This window comes from Paenibacillus polymyxa M1 (assembly GCF_000237325.1).
In the GTDB taxonomy this organism is placed as follows: domain Bacteria; phylum Bacillota; class Bacilli; order Paenibacillales; family Paenibacillaceae; genus Paenibacillus; species Paenibacillus polymyxa_C.
Map to the genome: position 1 here is coordinate 534,069 of NC_017542.1, position 19,274 is coordinate 553,342.

12 protein-coding genes and 1 riboswitch are annotated in these 19,274 nt (G+C 45.3%); of the genes, 8 read left to right on the top strand and 4 right to left on the bottom strand.

Going from position 1 to position 19,274, the window contains the following annotated elements:
- Positions 1-180: 180 nt before the first annotated feature.
- A riboswitch (TPP riboswitch) is annotated at positions 181-290 on the bottom strand.
- A gap of 270 nt (positions 291-560) precedes the next feature.
- From PPM_RS02350 to PPM_RS02360, 3 genes are all read left to right on the top strand, one after another.
- Complete coding sequence (locus PPM_RS02350) at positions 561-995, top strand: pyridoxamine 5'-phosphate oxidase family protein (RefSeq protein ID WP_013369084.1); 435 nt, start codon at positions 561-563, stop codon at positions 993-995.
- A 217-nt stretch (positions 996-1,212) separates the two neighbouring features.
- On the top strand, positions 1,213-3,315 hold the full coding sequence (locus tag PPM_RS02355) for a bifunctional 2',3'-cyclic-nucleotide 2'-phosphodiesterase/3'-nucleotidase (protein ID WP_013369085.1): 2,103 nt from the start codon (positions 1,213-1,215) through the stop codon (positions 3,313-3,315).
- A 276-nt stretch (positions 3,316-3,591) separates the two neighbouring features.
- Positions 3,592-4,653 (top strand): EAL domain-containing protein, encoded by a 1,062-nt coding sequence (locus PPM_RS02360; RefSeq protein WP_014599417.1) that lies wholly within the window; start codon positions 3,592-3,594, stop codon positions 4,651-4,653.
- 149 nt (positions 4,654-4,802) lie between these two features.
- Here PPM_RS02360 and PPM_RS02365 read toward each other — a convergent pair whose 3' ends face one another.
- Entirely contained in the window at positions 4,803-5,894 is a 1,092-nt protein-coding gene (locus PPM_RS02365) for a hypothetical protein (protein WP_013369087.1), read from the bottom strand.
- A 270-nt stretch (positions 5,895-6,164) separates the two neighbouring features.
- Between PPM_RS02365 and PPM_RS02370 the strand changes: the two genes are divergently transcribed.
- Complete coding sequence (locus PPM_RS02370; RefSeq protein ID WP_013369088.1) at positions 6,165-7,865, top strand: glycoside hydrolase family 13 protein; 1,701 nt, start codon at positions 6,165-6,167, stop codon at positions 7,863-7,865.
- Between the two features lie 71 nt (positions 7,866-7,936).
- On the opposite strand, the gene PPM_RS30360 is transcribed toward PPM_RS02370, so the two are convergent.
- Both PPM_RS30360 and pdaA read right to left on the bottom strand, forming a co-directional pair.
- A complete protein-coding gene (locus PPM_RS30360; protein WP_013369089.1) occupies positions 7,937-8,059 on the bottom strand; it encodes a hypothetical protein in 123 nt (40 codons plus the stop codon).
- Between the two features lie 117 nt (positions 8,060-8,176).
- Positions 8,177-8,974, bottom strand: a complete 798-nt coding sequence (gene pdaA, locus PPM_RS02375; protein ID WP_013369090.1) for a delta-lactam-biosynthetic de-N-acetylase — start codon at positions 8,972-8,974, stop codon at positions 8,177-8,179.
- 271 nt (positions 8,975-9,245) lie between these two features.
- Here pdaA and PPM_RS02380 point away from each other — a divergent pair, with 271 nt between their 5' ends.
- Both PPM_RS02380 and PPM_RS02385 read left to right on the top strand, forming a co-directional pair.
- A complete protein-coding gene (locus PPM_RS02380; RefSeq protein ID WP_013369091.1) occupies positions 9,246-10,268 on the top strand; it encodes a methionine ABC transporter ATP-binding protein in 1,023 nt (340 codons plus the stop codon).
- Positions 10,265-10,930 carry a methionine ABC transporter permease gene (locus PPM_RS02385; RefSeq protein ID WP_013369092.1) on the top strand — a complete coding sequence of 222 codons (666 nt, stop codon included), beginning with the start codon at positions 10,265-10,267 and terminating at the stop codon, positions 10,928-10,930. The genes PPM_RS02380 and PPM_RS02385 overlap by 4 nt, the downstream gene beginning before the upstream one ends.
- 135 nt (positions 10,931-11,065) lie before the next feature.
- On the opposite strand, the gene PPM_RS02390 is transcribed toward PPM_RS02385, so the two are convergent.
- Positions 11,066-12,046, bottom strand: a complete 981-nt coding sequence (locus PPM_RS02390) for an aldo/keto reductase (protein WP_013369093.1) — start codon at positions 12,044-12,046, stop codon at positions 11,066-11,068.
- A 272-nt stretch (positions 12,047-12,318) separates the two neighbouring features.
- On the opposite strand from PPM_RS02390, the gene PPM_RS02395 reads away from it, so the two are divergent.
- Both PPM_RS02395 and PPM_RS02400 read left to right on the top strand, forming a co-directional pair.
- A complete protein-coding gene (locus PPM_RS02395; protein ID WP_013369094.1) occupies positions 12,319-15,843 on the top strand; it encodes an S-layer homology domain-containing protein in 3,525 nt (1,174 codons plus the stop codon).
- A 163-nt stretch (positions 15,844-16,006) separates the two neighbouring features.
- Positions 16,007-19,147, top strand: coding sequence for an ATP-binding protein (locus PPM_RS02400; RefSeq protein WP_014599418.1), 3,141 nt, complete (start codon positions 16,007-16,009; stop codon positions 19,145-19,147).
- Positions 19,148-19,274: the final 127 nt, after the last annotated feature.

Sequence of the window (19,274 nt, forward strand, 5' to 3'; positions counted from 1 at the left end):
TTTTAATTACCCGTTGTCCGTCCAATCAGACAGCTTATGTTCCCCATTTTCACAAAAATAACATCTGCCGGAATGCAATCTTTCCAACAACTTCATCTTCAACAAAAAAAGCGTCCCGGGATTCCGGGACGCTTGCGCTTGTATATACCAAAGTAAGGGATGTCCTGTTTTAATAAAAGGCACATCTTGCTTAAGCATTCCTACGCTGGCATTACCCAGATCAGGTTGTAAGGGTCAGTGTCTTGGGACACACTCTCAGCCGGCCGATTCCAGCACCCCTGGCATTGTATGGTTTAATGGGTTCGTTTATTCGGGTTTACTACGACGATTATATGCCTTGAAGGCGGGTCTGTCCAGCCTTAAGGAAGCGCTCACGGTTCATTTGCCGAACGACAGGGTACACTTTTACTGTGAGCTTTGATCTGAAAATGAACATGAATCATTCAGATCTGTTCTGGTCATGTTATTTTCAGAACAGCTACACTGTATGTTTAGGAGAGCTGGTGCCAAGTGGCATAGACTCTATAGAATTCTAATTCGTAAAAAGGAGTTGTTGTACTGTGGGTAAAACGGATACATTGGATCGCAGTCAGCTGGAACAAGCCATTGTGAAGGCTTTGGATAACAACAAATTTTGCTCGTTAGGTACGGTAGAGGGCGGAAAACCGAAAGTGCGCTATATGGCCCTTTTTAACGATGGAATGAACATTCATCTGGCGACGGATCGCAAAACACATAAAGTGGAAGAGCTAAAGGACAATCCGAATGCTTATCTGCTGCTGGGTTATGAAGTGGGTGGTACGAAGGAAGTCTTGGAAGTGGAGGCTACCGTCCAGGTTACAGCTGATGAGGGGTTACGCAAACAAGTGTGGAATGATTCTCTGAAAAAGTGGTTTTCCGGACCTGATGATCCCGATTATGTCGTTTTAGACGTCAATCCGACTCGTATTGAGTACGTTGGTCAACAAACGGAGCGCCAGGTGTGGACGAAATAGAAACAATATAACAGACAAGCCAGTAAATTTCCAACCTTTTCAGGAGATTTACTGGCTTTTTTTATGCGAAAAATAATTATTTTTTCATAAATATTTTAAGCAAATGACTACTCTTTTGTCTGGCGTTGGATTAAAATAGGAATGGTGGGTTCAAAGCTTACATATATGTGCAAAAGTATGTATATGAGGCATACACCTTAATGAGGAGGGGTATATTTTGTTATTTCGTAAAAATTGGTTTAAAGGGTTTACAGCAGTAGTTGTAGCTTGTAGCCTGCTGGTGTTTTCAGCCGCTCCATCCTGGGCAGCTAGCGACTCTCGCTATAGCGCTACGGTGAATTTGCGGATCATGGAGACAACGGATATTCATGGGGCGCTGATGAACTATGATTACTATTCGGACAAAGAAACCAATGAATATGGCTTGATTAGGACAGCAGGCTTGATCCAACAGGCTCGTAGTGAAACAAGAAACAGCATGCTGTTCGATAACGGTGATTTGCTGCAGGGCAATCCATTAGGCGATTATATGGCCCGCAACAAAACCTTTGAGAAAGAAGGCGGTGTCCATCCGGTCTATAAGATGATGAACTTGATGGGCTATGATGCGGCTACTGTAGGAAACCATGAATTCAACTACGGTCTCGACTTTCTGGACAAATCGCTCAAGGGTGCTGATTTTCCTTACGTAAATGCGAACGTTTATGTTGATAACGAGGGTCAAGCTACTAAAAATTATTTTACCCCTTATCAGATTCTTGATAAAAAAGTAACGGATGAGAAGGGCGAAGAACATACACTCAGAGTGGGTGTCATCGGTCTAGTAACACCTCAAATTATGCAGTGGGATGAAGCTAATTTGAAGGATAAGGTCGTTACAAAGGATATCGTGGAAACAGCCAAAAAGTTTATTCCACAAATGAAAACAGAAGGTGCTGACATTATTGTCGTGCTTGCACACACAGGTTATGAGGATGTGCCGCAAACGCCAATGATGGAGAATGCCGTTAAGTATTTGAGCCAGGTGGACGGAATTAACGCGATTCTGTTTGGGCATGCTCATAAATCTTTCCCAGGCCCTGATTTTAAAGATATGAAGGGCGTAGATTTGGATAAAGGAACCATTAACGACGTACCAGCTGTGGAAGCCTCTTCATGGGGTAAGGATCTGGGCATTATTGATCTGAGTCTGGAAAAGAGAAATCGCGAGTGGCACGTAATCAACTCTCAGTCTCAAGTGCGTCCGGTTGTGAGTACTACCAATCAGGCTGTGAAGTTTACTCCTGAATTTAAACTGGTTGATGCGATCAAAGGAGAGCATCAAGGAACGCTAGATTATATTCGTCAACCTGTCGGAACAACGACTGCACCGATTACTAGCTATTTTGCATTAGTGCAGGATGACCCGTCCATTCAAATTGTGACAAATGCACAGAAATGGTATGTTCAAAACCATCTTAAAGGAACAGAATACGAAAATCTCCCCGTATTGTCGGCAGGCGCTCCATTCAAAGCCGGTGGTCGCAACGGTGCTGAGTATTATACCAACATTCCTGAAGGTACAATAGCGATTAAAAACGTGTCCGATCTGTACGTGTACCCGAACACGGTTCATGCCGTAGAAGTTACGGGTGCTGAAATTCAGGAGTGGCTGGAATGGTCTGCGGGTCAGTTCAACCGCATTGATCCTAGCAAAACAGAGGAACAATCGCTGATCAACAAAGATTTCCCAACCTACAATTTTGATGTGATTGACGGTGTGAATTACCAGATTGATGTAACTCAGCCTGCACGATATGATGCCAAGGGAACTATTATTGATTCTTCAGCCCATCGTATCAAGGATCTGCAATACAATGGGAAGGCTATTGATCCTGCACAGAAATTTATCGTTGCGACCAATAACTATCGTGCTTCCTCCTCCAAACTGGCCAACCCAGATGGCAAACGTATTGTGATGGCAGCACCAGATGAAAGTCGCCAAGTCGTTGTTGATTATATCCGTACGAACGGAACGATTAACCCGTCAGCGGACGGCAACTGGTCTATTGCTCCTTTTGGTCAGGCCAAGGTTACCTTTGAGTCCTCTCCTGATGCCAAAGATGTGCTAGCCGGAAATCAACAAATTTCATACTTGAGCAGCGCGGCAGACGGGTTTGCCAAATACAGCTTGAAAGCTGACGCTAAGCCTAGTGCAGCAACGACGTCTGTGAAGGAAGCTGCGGCACCTGCGAAAGCAACCGCGAAGCCAGCTGTTAAAACGACTAAACCTGCAGCTGCAAAACCAGCTAAAACAACGAAACCAAAGGCGTCCAAGTAACTTGGAGTTTTAGTTTCCACTCCATATCAGAATGAAGCAGTAAGTCTCTTTAAACAAGAGACTTGCTGCTTTTTTTGATATCAAATACAACAGTACCTGCGTTTATCATGAGTGCAAAAAAAGGTTTTGTTTTTGTCGAATATGTACTTAAGTCCTAAGTTGTTATTGGGAATAAGCTTGTTTTTTGTAAAAACACGTAATTATATAGTACTTTTGTTCTAATTATTTGTGATATAATGGTGAAAAAACCGGGAAATTGTTCCGAGGAGGACCATTATGACTTGCAGCAATTGCAGCATCATATTACCTATTAAGGATCAAGGATTGCTGAAAATTAGGCATTCTAGGGTGTCACTTACTCCAGCATTAGAGGGCTTGGGCATGCTATCGGAACAAATGAAACAAGAACATTGGTGTGAGGGTAACATCGTGTTTCGCTATGACAGCCGTTCACAGTTGGAACAGCTGGTTAACGGACTGGCTCGTCTGCCGCAGGAGTGCTTGAGCCGAATGCAAGTTGTGGTGACTGGCTTGCAACATGTTGAGGGATTTGAGGAATGGCTTTTATTTGGTCAATTGCAAGCTCGACTGCAACATCCGGATCTGGTGAGTATTATTAATAATCAAAACTTTACCAGCCATATGCAGCCTATTGTTGACTACAAGCTGAATATTATCGGCTTTGAGTTTTTGCTGCGTTCATCACAGCCAGATAAGTCTTTTCAGCCTTTCCGACTGTTTGAAGTCGCCCGTGAAGCTGGATTGCATGCTCATTTGGATCGCTCGGCTCGTATTTCCGCTATTGAAAAAAGTGCGACCTGCCTTCCGGTGGGGATTAAACGATTTATTAACTTTCTCCCTTCAACCATTTATAATCCGGCTTATTGCTTGAATCATACCTTTGAGACGATTGAACGGTTATCTATGAATACGGAGGATTTTGTGTTTGAGGTCGTAGAGACAGAAGAAATAGACGACCTGAATTTTTTGCATCAAATCTTTGAACAGTATCGTACACGGGGAGTTTCAGTGGCACTGGATGATGTAGGAGCAGGCTATTCTACGACAGAGCTTATGAATTGCCTCCAGCCCGATTATGTTAAAATTGACCGCAGTATAATTGATGGCTGTCATCATAACAGTGATCAGAAACGGCAAATTACTGGGATAGTGGAATCCGCTTTTCGTTTTGGAGGTCAGGTGTTGGCTGAAGGTGTAGAGCAAATGGAGGATTTTGAATTTTGTCGCAATGCAGGTGTGTCACTTGCCCAGGGTTATTTGTTTGGTAAGCCGGAGCCTACGCCGCCTTCCAACTTTATACTGAGCAGAGTAGTGTAATCTGAAATAGCGTATTCTATAAAAAAATCGACATAAATAACCCGATGATCTATGGTCACCGGGTTATTTAACATTTTAGAACAATCACGTCTTAATTATATTCTTTGCACTATTGAGGCGATCCATGTATCCATCTAGTGTTATTGCGATTATAGCGTGATCACGTATAAACCCAGCGGAGTGGTCGCGCTACCTGCAACCATGAAGCTAAGAGAATAGCTCGACTGGCCAGGAGGGATGCGGATGTCAGTCAGTCGGCATACCTTGGTATTATCTTGTAGCAAGGGGATACCATATACATGACCATCCACGCGTACAGACCCGGCGAACGCGCCTCCACGTGGATTGGCATAGATTCGTACGGTACGTACCTCACTACTGTGATTAACGATAGGAATGGTTGCGTTATATATCGTTCCGAATTGTCCGCGATTATCAAGCGCAGGCCCCAGCTCGCTGCGTTCCCCTGTAAACAGCAGATCTGCAGGAGTTTCGCCGTTCAGCTTCTTAGTGGCACATGCTCGGTAGTTGGCGCTTTGCCCTACTACATACTCCGGCATGCGCGCATTTGTTTCAGAAAAGGACCATACTCCTCGTGGGTGCGCCTGCGGCGGCGGGACAGGAGGGAGTGCATCCTTGTGAATCTCGCGCAGATCCGTCTGCGTATCTTTGCTGACTACGGTGCGAATCACGTAATCCAGCGTCCCGTGGCCTTCGGCGTATTCTACCGTGAGGTCGTAGATGAATCCAGCCAGCGATCCTTCGGGTAGCTCAAATTCCTCCAGCAAGGCGGTGCCTCTGCCGAATTTGTGACGGTCTACTGGCTTCAGACGTTTCATCGTACCCGCCAAACAGCTTTTGGCAATAGACTGCCCAACATCAATAATCCAGTTGCCGTCCTCGGGTACAATCTCAAGGGCACGTTCAATATGACGTACTTCCAGGCGAGCCGTGCTTTTATTCTCTATGGTGATGCCCAGTTTAACAGGGCTGCCTATTTTGTTATAATGCCAGCCGAAAATCCGGTGCTTGACTGTCCGGGTTGTGGTGCGAACCACATCATGCCACAAAGTGGCTTGCTCGGTAGGTACCGTCACATGGGTAAGCGTCTCCGGGTTATCGCTAAGCATCAGGCGGCGTGTTCCCCCCTCAGTGGCTGACTCCACATCCACATGGATGTTGGGTGGGATTACAGCTGATTCCACAATCAGATCCTTTGGCTCCTTGGGTCGAAGGTTCATATACATTCCTCCCTAAATTCAAGAATGGCACCGCTCTTGGTTCAAGTATATGGGCAGTTCATAAATATAGGTAACGCCAAGCCCATTTATACAACCTGTTTTTCAAAAATTAAATTAAAAAATATATCGTAGGCTATAGCAGCTCTGCTTATGCGCCCGAGCAAGCTTACAAGTCCCTTATTTCCCTGCACCAACGATTCGCATACAGGTATTGCGTGTATGTTAAGAGCATAAGCTATTGGATGTACAGAGAAGATACAGGAGGGAAACATGCCTAAAAAAATATGGTGGAAGGAAGCTGTTGTTTATCAGATATACCCGATCAGTTTTCAGGATTCTGACGGAGACGGAAAAGGGGACCTGCGCGGCATTTTGTCTCGGCTGGATTATCTGTCTGAGCTGGGGATTGATGTGATCTGGATTTGCCCGATATATAAGTCGCCCAATCACGATAATGGATATGACATTAGCGATTATTATGCCATTATGGATGAGTTTGGAACGATGGAGGATTTTGATGAACTCCTTCATCAGGCGCATGAACGAGGCATCAAAATTATGATGGATTTGGTATTAAACCATACGTCGGATGAGCATCCGTGGTTCACGGAGTCACGCTCGTCCAAGGATAATCCGAAGCGGGACTACTACATATGGCGAACAGGCAAAAATGGCGGATATCCGAACAACTGGGAATCGTATTTCTCCGGTTCTGTGTGGAAATATGACAAGCTTACAGACGAATATTACATGCATCTGTATTCCGAGCATCAGCCGGATCTGAACTGGGAAAATGAAGAGATGGTGGGTGAACTCTATCGTATGGTGGAATGGTGGTTAAAAAAGGGAGTCGATGGCTTCCGGTTTGACGCCATTGCCCATATTGTCAAAGCAGAAGGGCTGCCGGATGCGCATAATCCTGACAAACAAACCTTGGTACGTGCCTATCAACTCTTTTCCAATCTGGAACAGGTTCATGTACTTCTACGGATGCTAAATGAAAAAGTACTGGAGCGTTATCCCTTAATGACGGTTGGCGAAACGTCCGGTTTAGGACCGGAACAGGCACTGGATTATGTGGGAGATCAGCGGCATGAGCTGAATATGGTGTTCCAGTTTGAGCACATGTTTATTGATGCACAAGGGTTAGGAACGGAAAAATGGAAGTACAAGTCGTGGACGCTGGTGGAACTGAAAAAAATAATGAGTAGTTGGCAGACGGTGCTTCATCAGGAAGGATGGAATGCCAATTATCTCAACAATCACGATCAACCACGAGCTCTCTCCCGTTTTGCGAATGATGGACAATATCGTGTGGAATCCGCCAAAATGCTGGCAACCTTCACACATATGCTTGAGGGTACACCTTATATTTATCAGGGTGAGGAAATCGGGATGACGAATATTGCCTTCCCGTCAATTGATGATTATCGGGATGTGGAAACGTTAAACTACTATGAGCAGCAACGGAAGCTCGGTGAGCCGGAGGAGCAGATTATGGCCGCGATCTGGCGAAAAAGTCGGGATAATGCGCGCACTCCCATGCAGTGGAATGCCGGACCTGCAGCCGGATTTACCGATGGAGAGCCGTGGATGAAAATTAATGATAACTACACGCACATTAATGCAGAGGCAGAAAGAAATGACCCGAACTCAATTTTCCACTATTATCGTAAGTTGATTGCTCTGCGCAAACAACATGAGGTCATAGTCTATGGCGAATACAAGCTGTTGTTGCCACTTGATACAGAGCTATATGTATTTTCACGCATGCTGGGACAAGAGTGTTTGCTTGTCATTTTGAATTTCTTTGACCGTGATCCCGTGTTCCACTGGCCCGACGGTGAGAAGTTTCCTGCCGCCAAGGCGGAGCTGCTTCTCTCCAACTACGAACCGGTAAAAGGAGAAAATTTGCACGCCTTGAAGCTGCGGCCTTATGAAGCCAGAGTGTATAAGCTGACCTTGAAATAGGCGTTGTTATCCTTTGGATGGTAAAAGGAAGGAAAGGCCCATAGAGGGACCTCCCCTTCCTTAGCATTGGACTAAATAGTTACTGTTTCAGCCAATTCACGTATTTTGGCGATAATCCGCTCTTCTTGATTTTCCCCCTCATTGGGGATAGATTCAGTCGCGTAGGCAGCCAGTTCAGTATGGTGATGAATCATGACGGATATCCATGACCTTCCTTATTCGTAAACTAATCAGCCCGATTCACACAGTCTGCTAGGGCAGATGTGGATCGGGCTGATGACGGTATTGAGTCATTAAGCTAGATGCTATTTTTAATGATAGTGCTTAACTTTAAGGTCATCCAGGCTTTTGAACTCATATCCTTGCTTGCGAGCCTCGTCAATGATCGAGCCAAGTGCCTCGGTATTATCCTTGGATACAGAATGGAGCAAAATGACCGCTCCAGGGTGGAGCTGCTGCATAACTTGGCGATAGGCATAGTCTGTTCCTCGCTGAATATTCGTGTCCCAGTCCTTGTAGGCCACCGACCAGAACACACTCGTGTATCCAGCTTCTCGACAGGATGCCAATGCTTTTTCATTAAAAATGCCGCGCGGTGGCCGGACATATTTCATTTCCTTTTGCCCAGTCAGCTCTGCAGACGCAGTTCGTACCCGATCCAGCTCAGACCGAATCTCTGCCGAAGAAATGGTGCTCATATCAGGATGGCTCCATGAATGGTTTCCGATAATATGGCCTTCGCTGGCCATGCGGCGCATCAAATCCGGTTGGTCTTTTACAAAATGCCCGGTTACAAAGAAGGCGGCTGGAACCTTTTTGGCTTTCAATACATCCAGCACCTTGGGAGTATATCCATTTTCGTAACCGTTGTCGAAAGTAAGAAACAATTCTTTCTTAGTCGTATCCCCCAAAAAGATGCCGCCTTGTCTTTCAATCAGGTGCATAAATCCTTCTTGTGCGATGGAAGGCAGCTCGCCTCCCTTACTTTTTTTAAATCCAAAATGATACGGCTGTCCGTCCACAGCTTGGGTAGCTGATGCTGATTCTCCCATAACTGTGGACATCCCCATCAATGCAATGCATAGCCACAAGGTAAATATTTGCTTCATCTATCTTCCTCCGCTTCCGCCCTGATTCGGGTAAGATGTGTATACTTCGGCTTATTCCATACCATCTGCAATATCATGTTCATTTATGCAAAGAAAGAAATGCTTGCACCAAACTTAAAACACATATTGACATCAATAAAATCGAAGTAGTATACTCTATAAAACTTACTAAAATACTCGGATTTAAATTTGATTCGATGTTCGTGCCATAGGAAAGAAATCAACTCAGAGAGATTTTACATACTTGATGGAGCGGGAGGAGTTAGGAGCTATGATTGAACTTAGGAATGTATCCAAAACCTATGTAAGAAAAGGCTTAAGCATTCAAGCGTTAAAAAATATAAATATCACAGTGGATAAAGGAGATATCTTTGGTTTTATCGGATTCAGTGGTGCGGGAAAAAGTACGCTTATCCGTTTGGTCAATCGTCTGGAGAAAGTAACGACCGGTGAGGTTCTTGTCGAAGGGGAGAGCTTAAATGCCTACTCGACCTCGGGGCTGCGAAAAGTAAGGAAGAAGATCGGCATGATTTTTCAGCATTTTAATCTGCTGGAATCGAAAACAGTATTCGAAAACATTGCCATTCCGTTGGTGCTGCTCAAGCGCAACAAGCGGGAAATTGAGAGGCGTGTAACAGAGTTGCTGGCATTCACAGGATTATCGGATAAGGCAAATAGTTATCCCAGCGAGCTTTCCGGCGGACAAAAGCAGCGTGTCGGGATTGCGCGGGCGCTTGCGAGCAACCCGTCCATTTTGCTCTGTGATGAGGCAACCTCGGCACTCGATCCGCAGACCACGCAGTCTATTCTTGATTTGCTTCGCAAAATTAACAAGGAATACAAGATCACCATATTGATCATCACCCATGAGATGTCGGTCATTCAACGGATTTGCAACAAGGTAGCTGTAATGGAGAAGGGGGAAATCATTGAGCAGGGCGATGTACTGGAGGTATTCGGGCAGCCGAAGCATCCAACGACGCAAAGCTTTGTACGCACAGTTATTCACGATGAAGTACCGGATAGTGTACTGCAAACGTTCGAGCAACAAGAGTCGCAACGCATATACAAGCTGGAATTTATCGGACAGGCAGCTTCCGACCCAGTGGTTCATGAATTGATTCGGAAGCATGATATCCATGTGAACATTTTGTTTGCCAACATGACGGAGATACAAGAAACGACGATTGGCTATATGACACTTCAACTGCGCGGTGAGCAGCAGGCCGTTCAGCAGGCTGTTGATTTTATCAAGAGCAAAGGAGTCCATATTCAGGAGGTGGAGAGTCTATGATGATTACAGGAACCACGATAACTTGGGATCAACTGTGGGAAGCTTTGTATGAATCCGTGCTCATGGTCAGCATATCATTATTTATTGGCGCTCTGATTGGGATTCCTATCGGTATTTTACTTGTTGTTACCCGTTTAGGCGGAATTTTGGAGAACAAATGGCTGTACGGTATTTTAAATCCGATCATTAACATTGTCCGTTCCTTACCGTTTATTATTTTGCTGATAGCGATCATTCCGTTAACTCGTCTGATTGTGCATACATCTATTGGGACTAGTGCGGCCATTGTCCCCTTGATTATATATATAGCACCTTATATCGGCAGGTTGGTGGAAAATTCGCTGTTGGAGGTCAACCCGGGGATATTGGAGGCAGCAGATGCGATGGGAGCGACTCCGTTTCAGGTCATTCGATACTTTTTGCTACCCGAGGCATTCAGTTCTTTGATTTTATCGTTAACGACAGCCGCCATTGGACTGATTGGTGCAACGGCTATGGCTGGTGCGGTCGGTGGCGGTGGGATTGGCGACCTGGCGATAGCGTATGGCTATCAACGTTTTGATACGCTGGTAATGCTGATTACTGTTATCATTCTAGTCGTGTTTGTACAAGGTGTTCAGTCCTTGGGCAATCTGCTCTCCCGCAAAGCACGCAGGGGTTAATGAACAAAACGGATATAAAAATATATAGTTGGTATGTCAGGTTTTAGCGTTATTACTGATCAAGAAACGCCCTATGTAACTGGATAGGGCGTTTTTGCTGTTTCTTATATCCAAACTATTATCACATTGCTATTTTTATAGAGCGCCAATTACTGGATGAGGAACATACAGTTCTTCCAGCGACGCAATTTCCTCTGGTGTTAACGTAATTGATAGAGCAGCTACCGCATCTTCGAGATGAGATGTCTTTGTAGCACCGATAATGGGAGCAGTCACCGGTGCTTTCTGCAGCAACCAGGCAAGAGCAATTTGAACGCGGGGAACTCCACGTTTTTCTGCGATTGTCGCAACCTGATCCACAATCAATCGATCGGAATCTGCAGTCGCATCGTATTTAGATTTTGACACTTGATCGGTTTCAGACCGATGTGTTGTTTCCTGCGTATCCCGCGTCAATCTACCTCCTGCAAGCGGGCTATATGGAATTACACCGATCTTTTCCTCCTTACAAAGCGGCAGCATTTCTCTCTCTTCTTCACGGTATAAAAGGTTTAAATGATTTTGCATTGATACAAACCGTGTCCATCCATTATTCTCAGCGACATGCAATGCCTTCAGAAACTGCCATGCATACATGGCAGAAGCACCAATATATCTTGCCTTTCCGGCCTTCACAACATCATGTAATGCTTCCATTGTCTCTTCAATAGGGGTATTGTAATCCCAGCGATGGATTTGGTATAGATCCACATAATCTGTCCCCAGTCGCTTAAGGCTCTTATCAATTTCGCTCATGATAGCCTTTCGGGAAAGTCCCGCACCATTGGGGCCTTGATGCATACGGAAATGAACCTTTGTTGCTAGGACAATTTCATCTCGATTCGCATAATCCTTTAAAGCCCGTCCGACAATTTCCTCGCTAGTTCCATCTGAATATACATTTGCGGTATCAAAAAAATTAATGCCTAGCTCCAGAGCTTTTTTTATAACTGGACGACTGCGCTCTTCATCTAGTATCCATGGATGAATCCATCGTTCAGCGACCCCGAAGCCCATACAGCCAAGACAAAGCCGGGATACATCCAAGCCGGTATTTCCAAGCTTAACATAGTCCATTTGATTATACCTCGCTTCCTAGATATGGTTTTCTTCAAATCTAGTCTACTCCACCGCTTACATCGGATATTATGCCATATGGAGTTAACTCCAAGCCAAGCATTTTTGCTGCGGAATGATTCGTATAGGTCTAATTGTTCAGAATCGGTTCAGTAGGGTTTCGTATACTTCTCTTAGCATAGTTCCTTGGTTGCATAAATCGTAGAACTAAATATGACTAAAGCCTTTGATATAACAGGATATATGCCAATAAATAGTGTCTAGGAGTGAAAATGTTGAAACTTGTAAATCGAAATAAATGGATTGCATCTGCAATGGTACTGGGGATTGCTTCAGGCTCCATCGTATCTCTGCCTTGGATGGGCGGTGCCCAGACTGCTTATGCAGCGACAGCAGATACGCAAAGTGAAACTGGATTTGTAACACAAGCTCGCACTTTGGGTTTGATGACAGGTGGTAATCAGGGCGATTTTATGGCACAAAAGAATTTGACCCGCGCAGAAGCGGCTAAAATTTTGTGCAGTCTGTTCCAGTTGGAAGTTAACAATCAGCCGCAAACATCTTTTATGGATGTGTCCTCGGATGCATGGGGTGCTCCCTATATTGAGGCTGTACGTGCAGCCGGGTATATGACAGGCAACGGAGAACTGTTCCGTCCGGGAGATGCCATTACCAAGGAAGAACTGATCGTATCGCTAGTACGCGCAATGGACTTGCAGGATGCAGGTACTACGGACGCACAGCAAAATGCAGTTCAGGTAGCTCGCAATTATGGTTTGTTATCAGAGGATGCTTCTGCAACGGATTTGAAAAATCCATTGAACCGGGAGAGTAGTGCGGAAGTATTCGTTAGCCTGTTGGATCATCCAGTAGGAGAAGTGAAATCAGAGGGCAATACTGTTCGAATCGGAAATATCCCATACCAGCTGGAAGGATCTTTGCAAGGTTTGTTCGGTGAAAATAATAAAGCGGTATTAAAAGGGGCAAAAATTGACCTTAACCGCAATTTGCGTACACTCACAGGTGTAAATAAACTGGAAATTAACGCAGACGGTGGCGTATTTGACGGTAAGGGTGTGTCTTTTGATGGACGCCTGATCGTCAATGGTTCGGTAACCTTGAAAAACATGTCCTCCACAGGCGTATTGGAAATCAAAGGTTCAGGAAATCAGTCTGTATCGGCCATTTTGGAAAATACGACATGGTCTGGTGTGGAGTTGGGCTCTAAGGATGCCAAGCTGACAGCAACCGGAACGACAAAGATTGACAACTTGACGCTGAAAAATGATGCATCGATCATGACCGAAGGAAATGCTGCGATTAGCCGTGTTTCATTACAACAGGGACTAGGCAAGCTGTTGGTGAGCGGAAGTATTGGTTTGCTGGATGCATCACAATATGTGGGAGTTCCTTTTATCACACTGGCCAAGGGGGCTGCAATCAACCAGCTCAACCTGCCGGAACAAAAACAGCCGCGGGATGTTATCATTAACTATGATGCGGTGAAAGAAGCTATTGGTCTCGTCAATGGTACAAAGAACTCATCCTCTGCTGGATCGGTTATCACGGATACAGACAGCAAAGATAAGAAAAAACACGACAGTGACATTATCAGCGTAGACCGCAGTCAGTTGGAGACGGAAGTCCATGCAGCCAAAGAACTGCTGGAGCGTGCAGGTGAGGGTGGAACAGATCAGGCGCTTTACCCAGCCGCAGCGAAGGAAAGCCTGTCTATAGCAATCAATCAAGCTATGCTGGTACTGAACAATACGGCAGCCACGCAGGCAGAAGTAGATCAAGCGCTCAGCACATTGAAACAGGATGTTTCTGTGTACACAGCCTCAGTCACAGAACCGGTGATTGGAACACAGGAATTAACTAGACTGATTCAGTTAGCTTCGACTATCCTTGAACAAAACCGGATGGTTGGTGACGAATTTCCGCCTCTTTGGGATGACTCACTAAGTCAAGCTATTCGATTTGGCAACAATGTGTTGGAAGGGAATGCGCCTCAGAATATTGTGGATCGGGAAGTAGAAAGCTTGGGTCGAGTAATAAAGGTATACAAAGCATCAGTAAAACTCAGAGATGTCTATCTGCATTTTCTCGATGTAACGGATCGTGTGGAGAATTTGAAAACTGACAAAGCGCGTTACAAGTCCATTGTGAGGGAAGGATCAAAAGTATATCTGAATCCATTATCTACAACGGAGCAGTTGGACGAATGGAAACAAAAAATAGAAGGTGCCACAGAATCATTCTTGGCACTGCAAGCAGCGGACTTCTCAGTGCTTAAAAATACTTTACAAGAAGCGCAGGTTATCTACGATCAGAGTGGTTCTCAAAATGCTGAACTAGACAACCTGATTCAGGAATATACAGAGAAGATGCACACTGCTATGACCCAGCAGGACGTATTGAACTTGAACATGGAGCTGAGTCAAAGGCTTACGGAATTTACTGCGCCAGTGCCTGCTACAACTCGGGAAAAACTGCAGCAGCTGGTTCAAGATATTCAACTCAAACTGCTGTCTGACCCTGTAGCTCGTAATTACTTGAATACGGAAATGCAGCTTTTAGATCAACAAACAGTACAAGCCCACTTTGCACTTATTATGCCGTTTACTCCTGAGGAGCAATTGGTGATCTCTTATAATCAATTAAGTCAGGCTAAAGGGACCTATATTGAAAAATATAATGAGAAAAGGCTACAGTTGAGAGACAAAGTCATTGAAATGCAGACTTCGATCAATGGAATTTTGCTGCAAAATTCAGGCACATTAAGCGCTGAGGCTCAGCAAGCTTTGTCTTCTGCTTCAGAGCATGCCTCTACTTTCTTAGGCTTGTCCAGCTTTGAATTACAAGACGTTGTTCCTGTATATGAGGAGCTGCAACAGGTACAGAACCAGTATACTGCACCTATAGCGGTGGATACTATGTTGTTGAACCTCAATATCAATTTGGCTAATAATGAAGTTCAGACGTTCGGACGTCATTATACTGATCAAGATAACGAAGAACTTCAGGGGCAAATTAATCTGGCAAACCTTGTGCTTAATAATCCGAATAGCACACAACTGCAGGTAGACCAGGCTAACACGGATTTGATTACAGCGTTTGCGAACTACCAATCCAAATGGATCGTAACTGATCTTGATATCAATGAGCTCAAGAACATTGCGAACAATCTGCTTACAGTAAATGGTACAGATCCTACGACGGTCTACTTTCACAGAGTAGTGGATGCATTCAATCGTCTGGACCAGTATTTGCCTATGCCGGAACTTAAGAAAAATTACATGAATCTGGAAGATGCGATTCAGGAGTATAAAGATTTTATAGACAGCCAGCAACAAAGCAGCGGAACAGGAAGCGGCGACAGCAGTGGTGGAACAACACCGCTAAGCGATAGCGACGGAACAGGAAGCGGCGACAGCAGTGGTGGAGCAACATCGCCAAGTGATAGCGACGGAACAGGAACTGGCGACAGCAGTGGTGGAACAACACCGCCAAGCGATAGCGACGGAACAGGAAGTAGCGACAGCAGTGGTGGAACAACACCGCCAAGCGATAGCAACGGAACAGGAAGCGGCGACAGCAGTGGTGGAGCAACATCGCCAAGCGATAATAGCGGAACAGGAAGCGGCGACATTAGCGGTGGAGCAACACCGCCGAGCGATAACAGTGGAACAGGAAGCAGCGACAGCAGTGGTGAAGCAACGCCACCGAGCGTTAGCAGCGGAGATGATTCAGGCTCGATTCCTGGCGGTAGTATTGATGACGTTATAATTCCTTAATAAGGGGAATATAGGAAGTGCAAGGATGTATAGAAGGGGACGATTCCGCACAGATTTTATCTGCGAGCGGACGTCCCTTTTTGTATGGGACAGATCTTCTAATGTAGCTGGATAGAATAACCGATACAAAAAGATAGACGTTATTGAAAAGAGCGGGGGATTTATGAAAAAACAGGGAGTTTTATTTTTTATTATACTTCTGCTTGCGGTTGCGTTGCCGGTATATCCGTTAGTGTCGGGTGTATTATCCGGAAACAGTCATTGGAAAGCTCACAACGGTGTTATTGATTTGCGTAATTGGGACCCCGACAAGGAAGGTGCTGTACAGTTGGGAGGAGAGTGGGAGTTTTATCCTAATCAGCTTTTTCAGCCTTCATCTTTTCAGGAAACGCGATATCAGGATTGGGGAAATCGTCAAAACTCCTCCAAATTGGGATTAGGCACCGGATCTTCTGCCAAAATTGTGGATGTGCCTGGTAAATGGAATCAGTGGATGCCTGGGGGACAGGCGACTGGATATGGAACCTATCATGTTCGTGTACTATTGCCTGAAAAAGTGGAAAATCTGTACGGCATCCATATGCAAAATATTCGCAACTCCAGCCGAGTATGGATTAACGGAGCAGAGGTGGGGGCAAGTGGTATTCCCTCTGTTTCGGCCGACAAGGGCAAGCAGGGCAACGCCCCCTTTGTTGGATTTGCTGCAGTAGATGGACATTCGGCTGATATTACCGTGCATGTGGCTAATTATAGCTATTCCTCTGGGGGGATCATTTATCCGCTGCTATTTGGGGATTATGCCAGTATTACGCATAGCCGTGAAGTAGCGATGGCAGAGGACACCGTACTGGTTGCAGGATTTTTTATCCCTACCGTATTTTTTATCATGCTGTACTTTTTACGTAGAAAAGAGAAGGCCCTGCTTTACTTAGCATGCTTTTGCATCGCGGCACTATTTTACATTCTGACACATGGAGAGAAGCTGCTAGTCTGGGGGATGCCGGATTTGCCTTATGAATGGATATTGAAAATTCAATCGTTCTCTTCGACGCTGTTCTACTATTTTCTGATTCGGTATGTTCATCTGACGACACAGATTGTTATGAATCGAATCGTGCTGCTTCTATATAATATTGTAACCGCACTGATGCTGGGTATGGGGCTATTGTTGCCTACACTGGTCCTTTCATCCTTTGAGACTTTTATTCTTCTTTTTGGTGTAGTCAGTGTGGGGTATGTATTACTGATTCTGATTCGTGGACTTCTTCAACGGACGGATGACGCTGCGCTGCTAGTCATTAGTATTATGAGCATTCTTATGATTGTGGTGACTAGTTTTGTGTATGTTCTGGGCTGGGGAGATGTACGTGGGGTGACAGCCTATGAAATGCTCATATTCGTATTGGCTCAAACACTGTTGCTGGCCAAACGTTTTGTACATTCGTTCATGGAGGTTGAGAACCTATCACGACGGTTGCTAACACTGGATGGGTTAAAGGACGAATTTCTGGCGAACACGTCACATGAGCTGCGTACTCCTCTACATGGAATTATTAATATCGCTCAATCTATGCTAGACCGCTACGGGGCACAATTCAATGAGCCGCAAAAGCACAACTTGGCCTTGATTGTGAATGTAGGGCGCAGACTGTCTTATTTGATTAACGATATTTTGGATTTTTCTAATTTGAAAAATGGAAGATTAGCCTTAAACCGTCGGCCTGTAAATGTACAGACTGCCGTGAATTCTGTGCTAGAGGTATTAGGTCATAACGTAGGTAAGAAAAAGCTCCAATTCGTCAAAGAATGGCCTAATTCGTTGCCCAAGGTGGATGCAGATGAGGACCGGTTGAATCAGATCTTATACAATTTATTGGGTAATGCGATGAAATTTACGGAGGAAGGCGAAATCGTAATCTCTGCCAAGGTGAGGAACCGTGAAATGGAAATCAGTGTGAAGGATACCGGACCAGGTATTGCCCCAGACCATCTTTCACACATATTTGAACCTTTTAATCGAGGAGCGAATGCTGAGGACAAAGGATATAGTGGAACTGGGCTTGGGTTAGGCATAACCCGTCGTCTGGTGGAGCTGCATGGAGGTTATATCCGAGTAGAATCTAGATTGGGCAAGGGTTCGACCTTTTATTTTACACTGCCATTAGCGGAGACTGGTACGTCGGCACATGAAGTTCAAAAAGATGTCTTGTCTGAGGTTATATTGAAGCCTGGTGTGACCTCGAATCAGGGTGTGAATCCGCTTGAAGAGGATGGATTAGAGCAAGTGAGGAATGTTCCTTACAGAGTGCTGGCTGTAGATGATGATGGGGTTAACCTTCGGGTATTGGAAGAGCTGTTATACGCCACAGGTTGTAGTGTGGTGGCTGTGGACCATGCTGAGGAGGCGCTTCAGCTGCTGAATGGCCGTGCCCGATTTGATCTAGTTATTACGGACTGGATGATGCCAGAAATGTCCGGTATTGGGTTGTGTCGACGAATTCGCGAAGGGTATTCTCTCTCCGAGCTACCCGTATTGCTGCTGACGGCACGCGACCTGCCCGGCGATATCCATGCAGGCTTTATGGCCGGAGCAAATGACTTTCTGCGTAAGCCTGTTGATGCGGAGGAATTAAAGGCGCGTGTACGCACCCTGTTGAACATGCGTAATTCGGCAGAGGAAGCGGTGCGTTCGGAAATGGCCTTTTTACAGGCGCAAATCAAGCCGCACTTTCTGTACAATGCATTAAATGTCATTGTTTCGACCGTAGCAGTAGACCCGGACAAAGCAGCGGAGCTGCTCATGGAGCTGAGTCAGTACTTGCGGGGAAGCTTTGATTTTCAAAACAGGGAGAATACAGTTCCGCTATGCAAGGAGCTGGAATTGGTAGAATCGTATGTGGCATTGGAAAAAGCCCGTTTTGAAGAACGGTTGCAGGTAACTATAGAGGTAGGGAGGAACATCCGGTCGCTGATCCCGCCATTAAGCATTCAGCCCATCGTGGAAAATGCGATACGACACGGTGTGATGCAGCGGGCCACAGGTGGAACAGTGCGGGTGATTGTACAAGAAGATGGAGCCGATTTTGTGGTCAGCGTGACCGATGACGGCGTAGGGATTCCACCAGAGCGACTACAACAGCTACTGTCGGAGGAGCATGTATCCTCCAGTGTGGGACTGCGTAATATCCATCGCCGTCTGATCCATATGTATGGAGAAGGATTGCGGATTGAAAGCAATCCTATGCAAGGGACGACGGTAAGCTTCCGTGTGCCGGAAACGATCTTATCTCACCCTACTGAATGAATAAAAAAATACAGTACATCGGCCAGAAAAGCTAATGTCGCGCCCGAGTTTATACGATATATAAAATATAAGAAATTAAAAATCGGATGATAAAGCAGATAGCCTGGTCATAGAGCATTGTGATGGA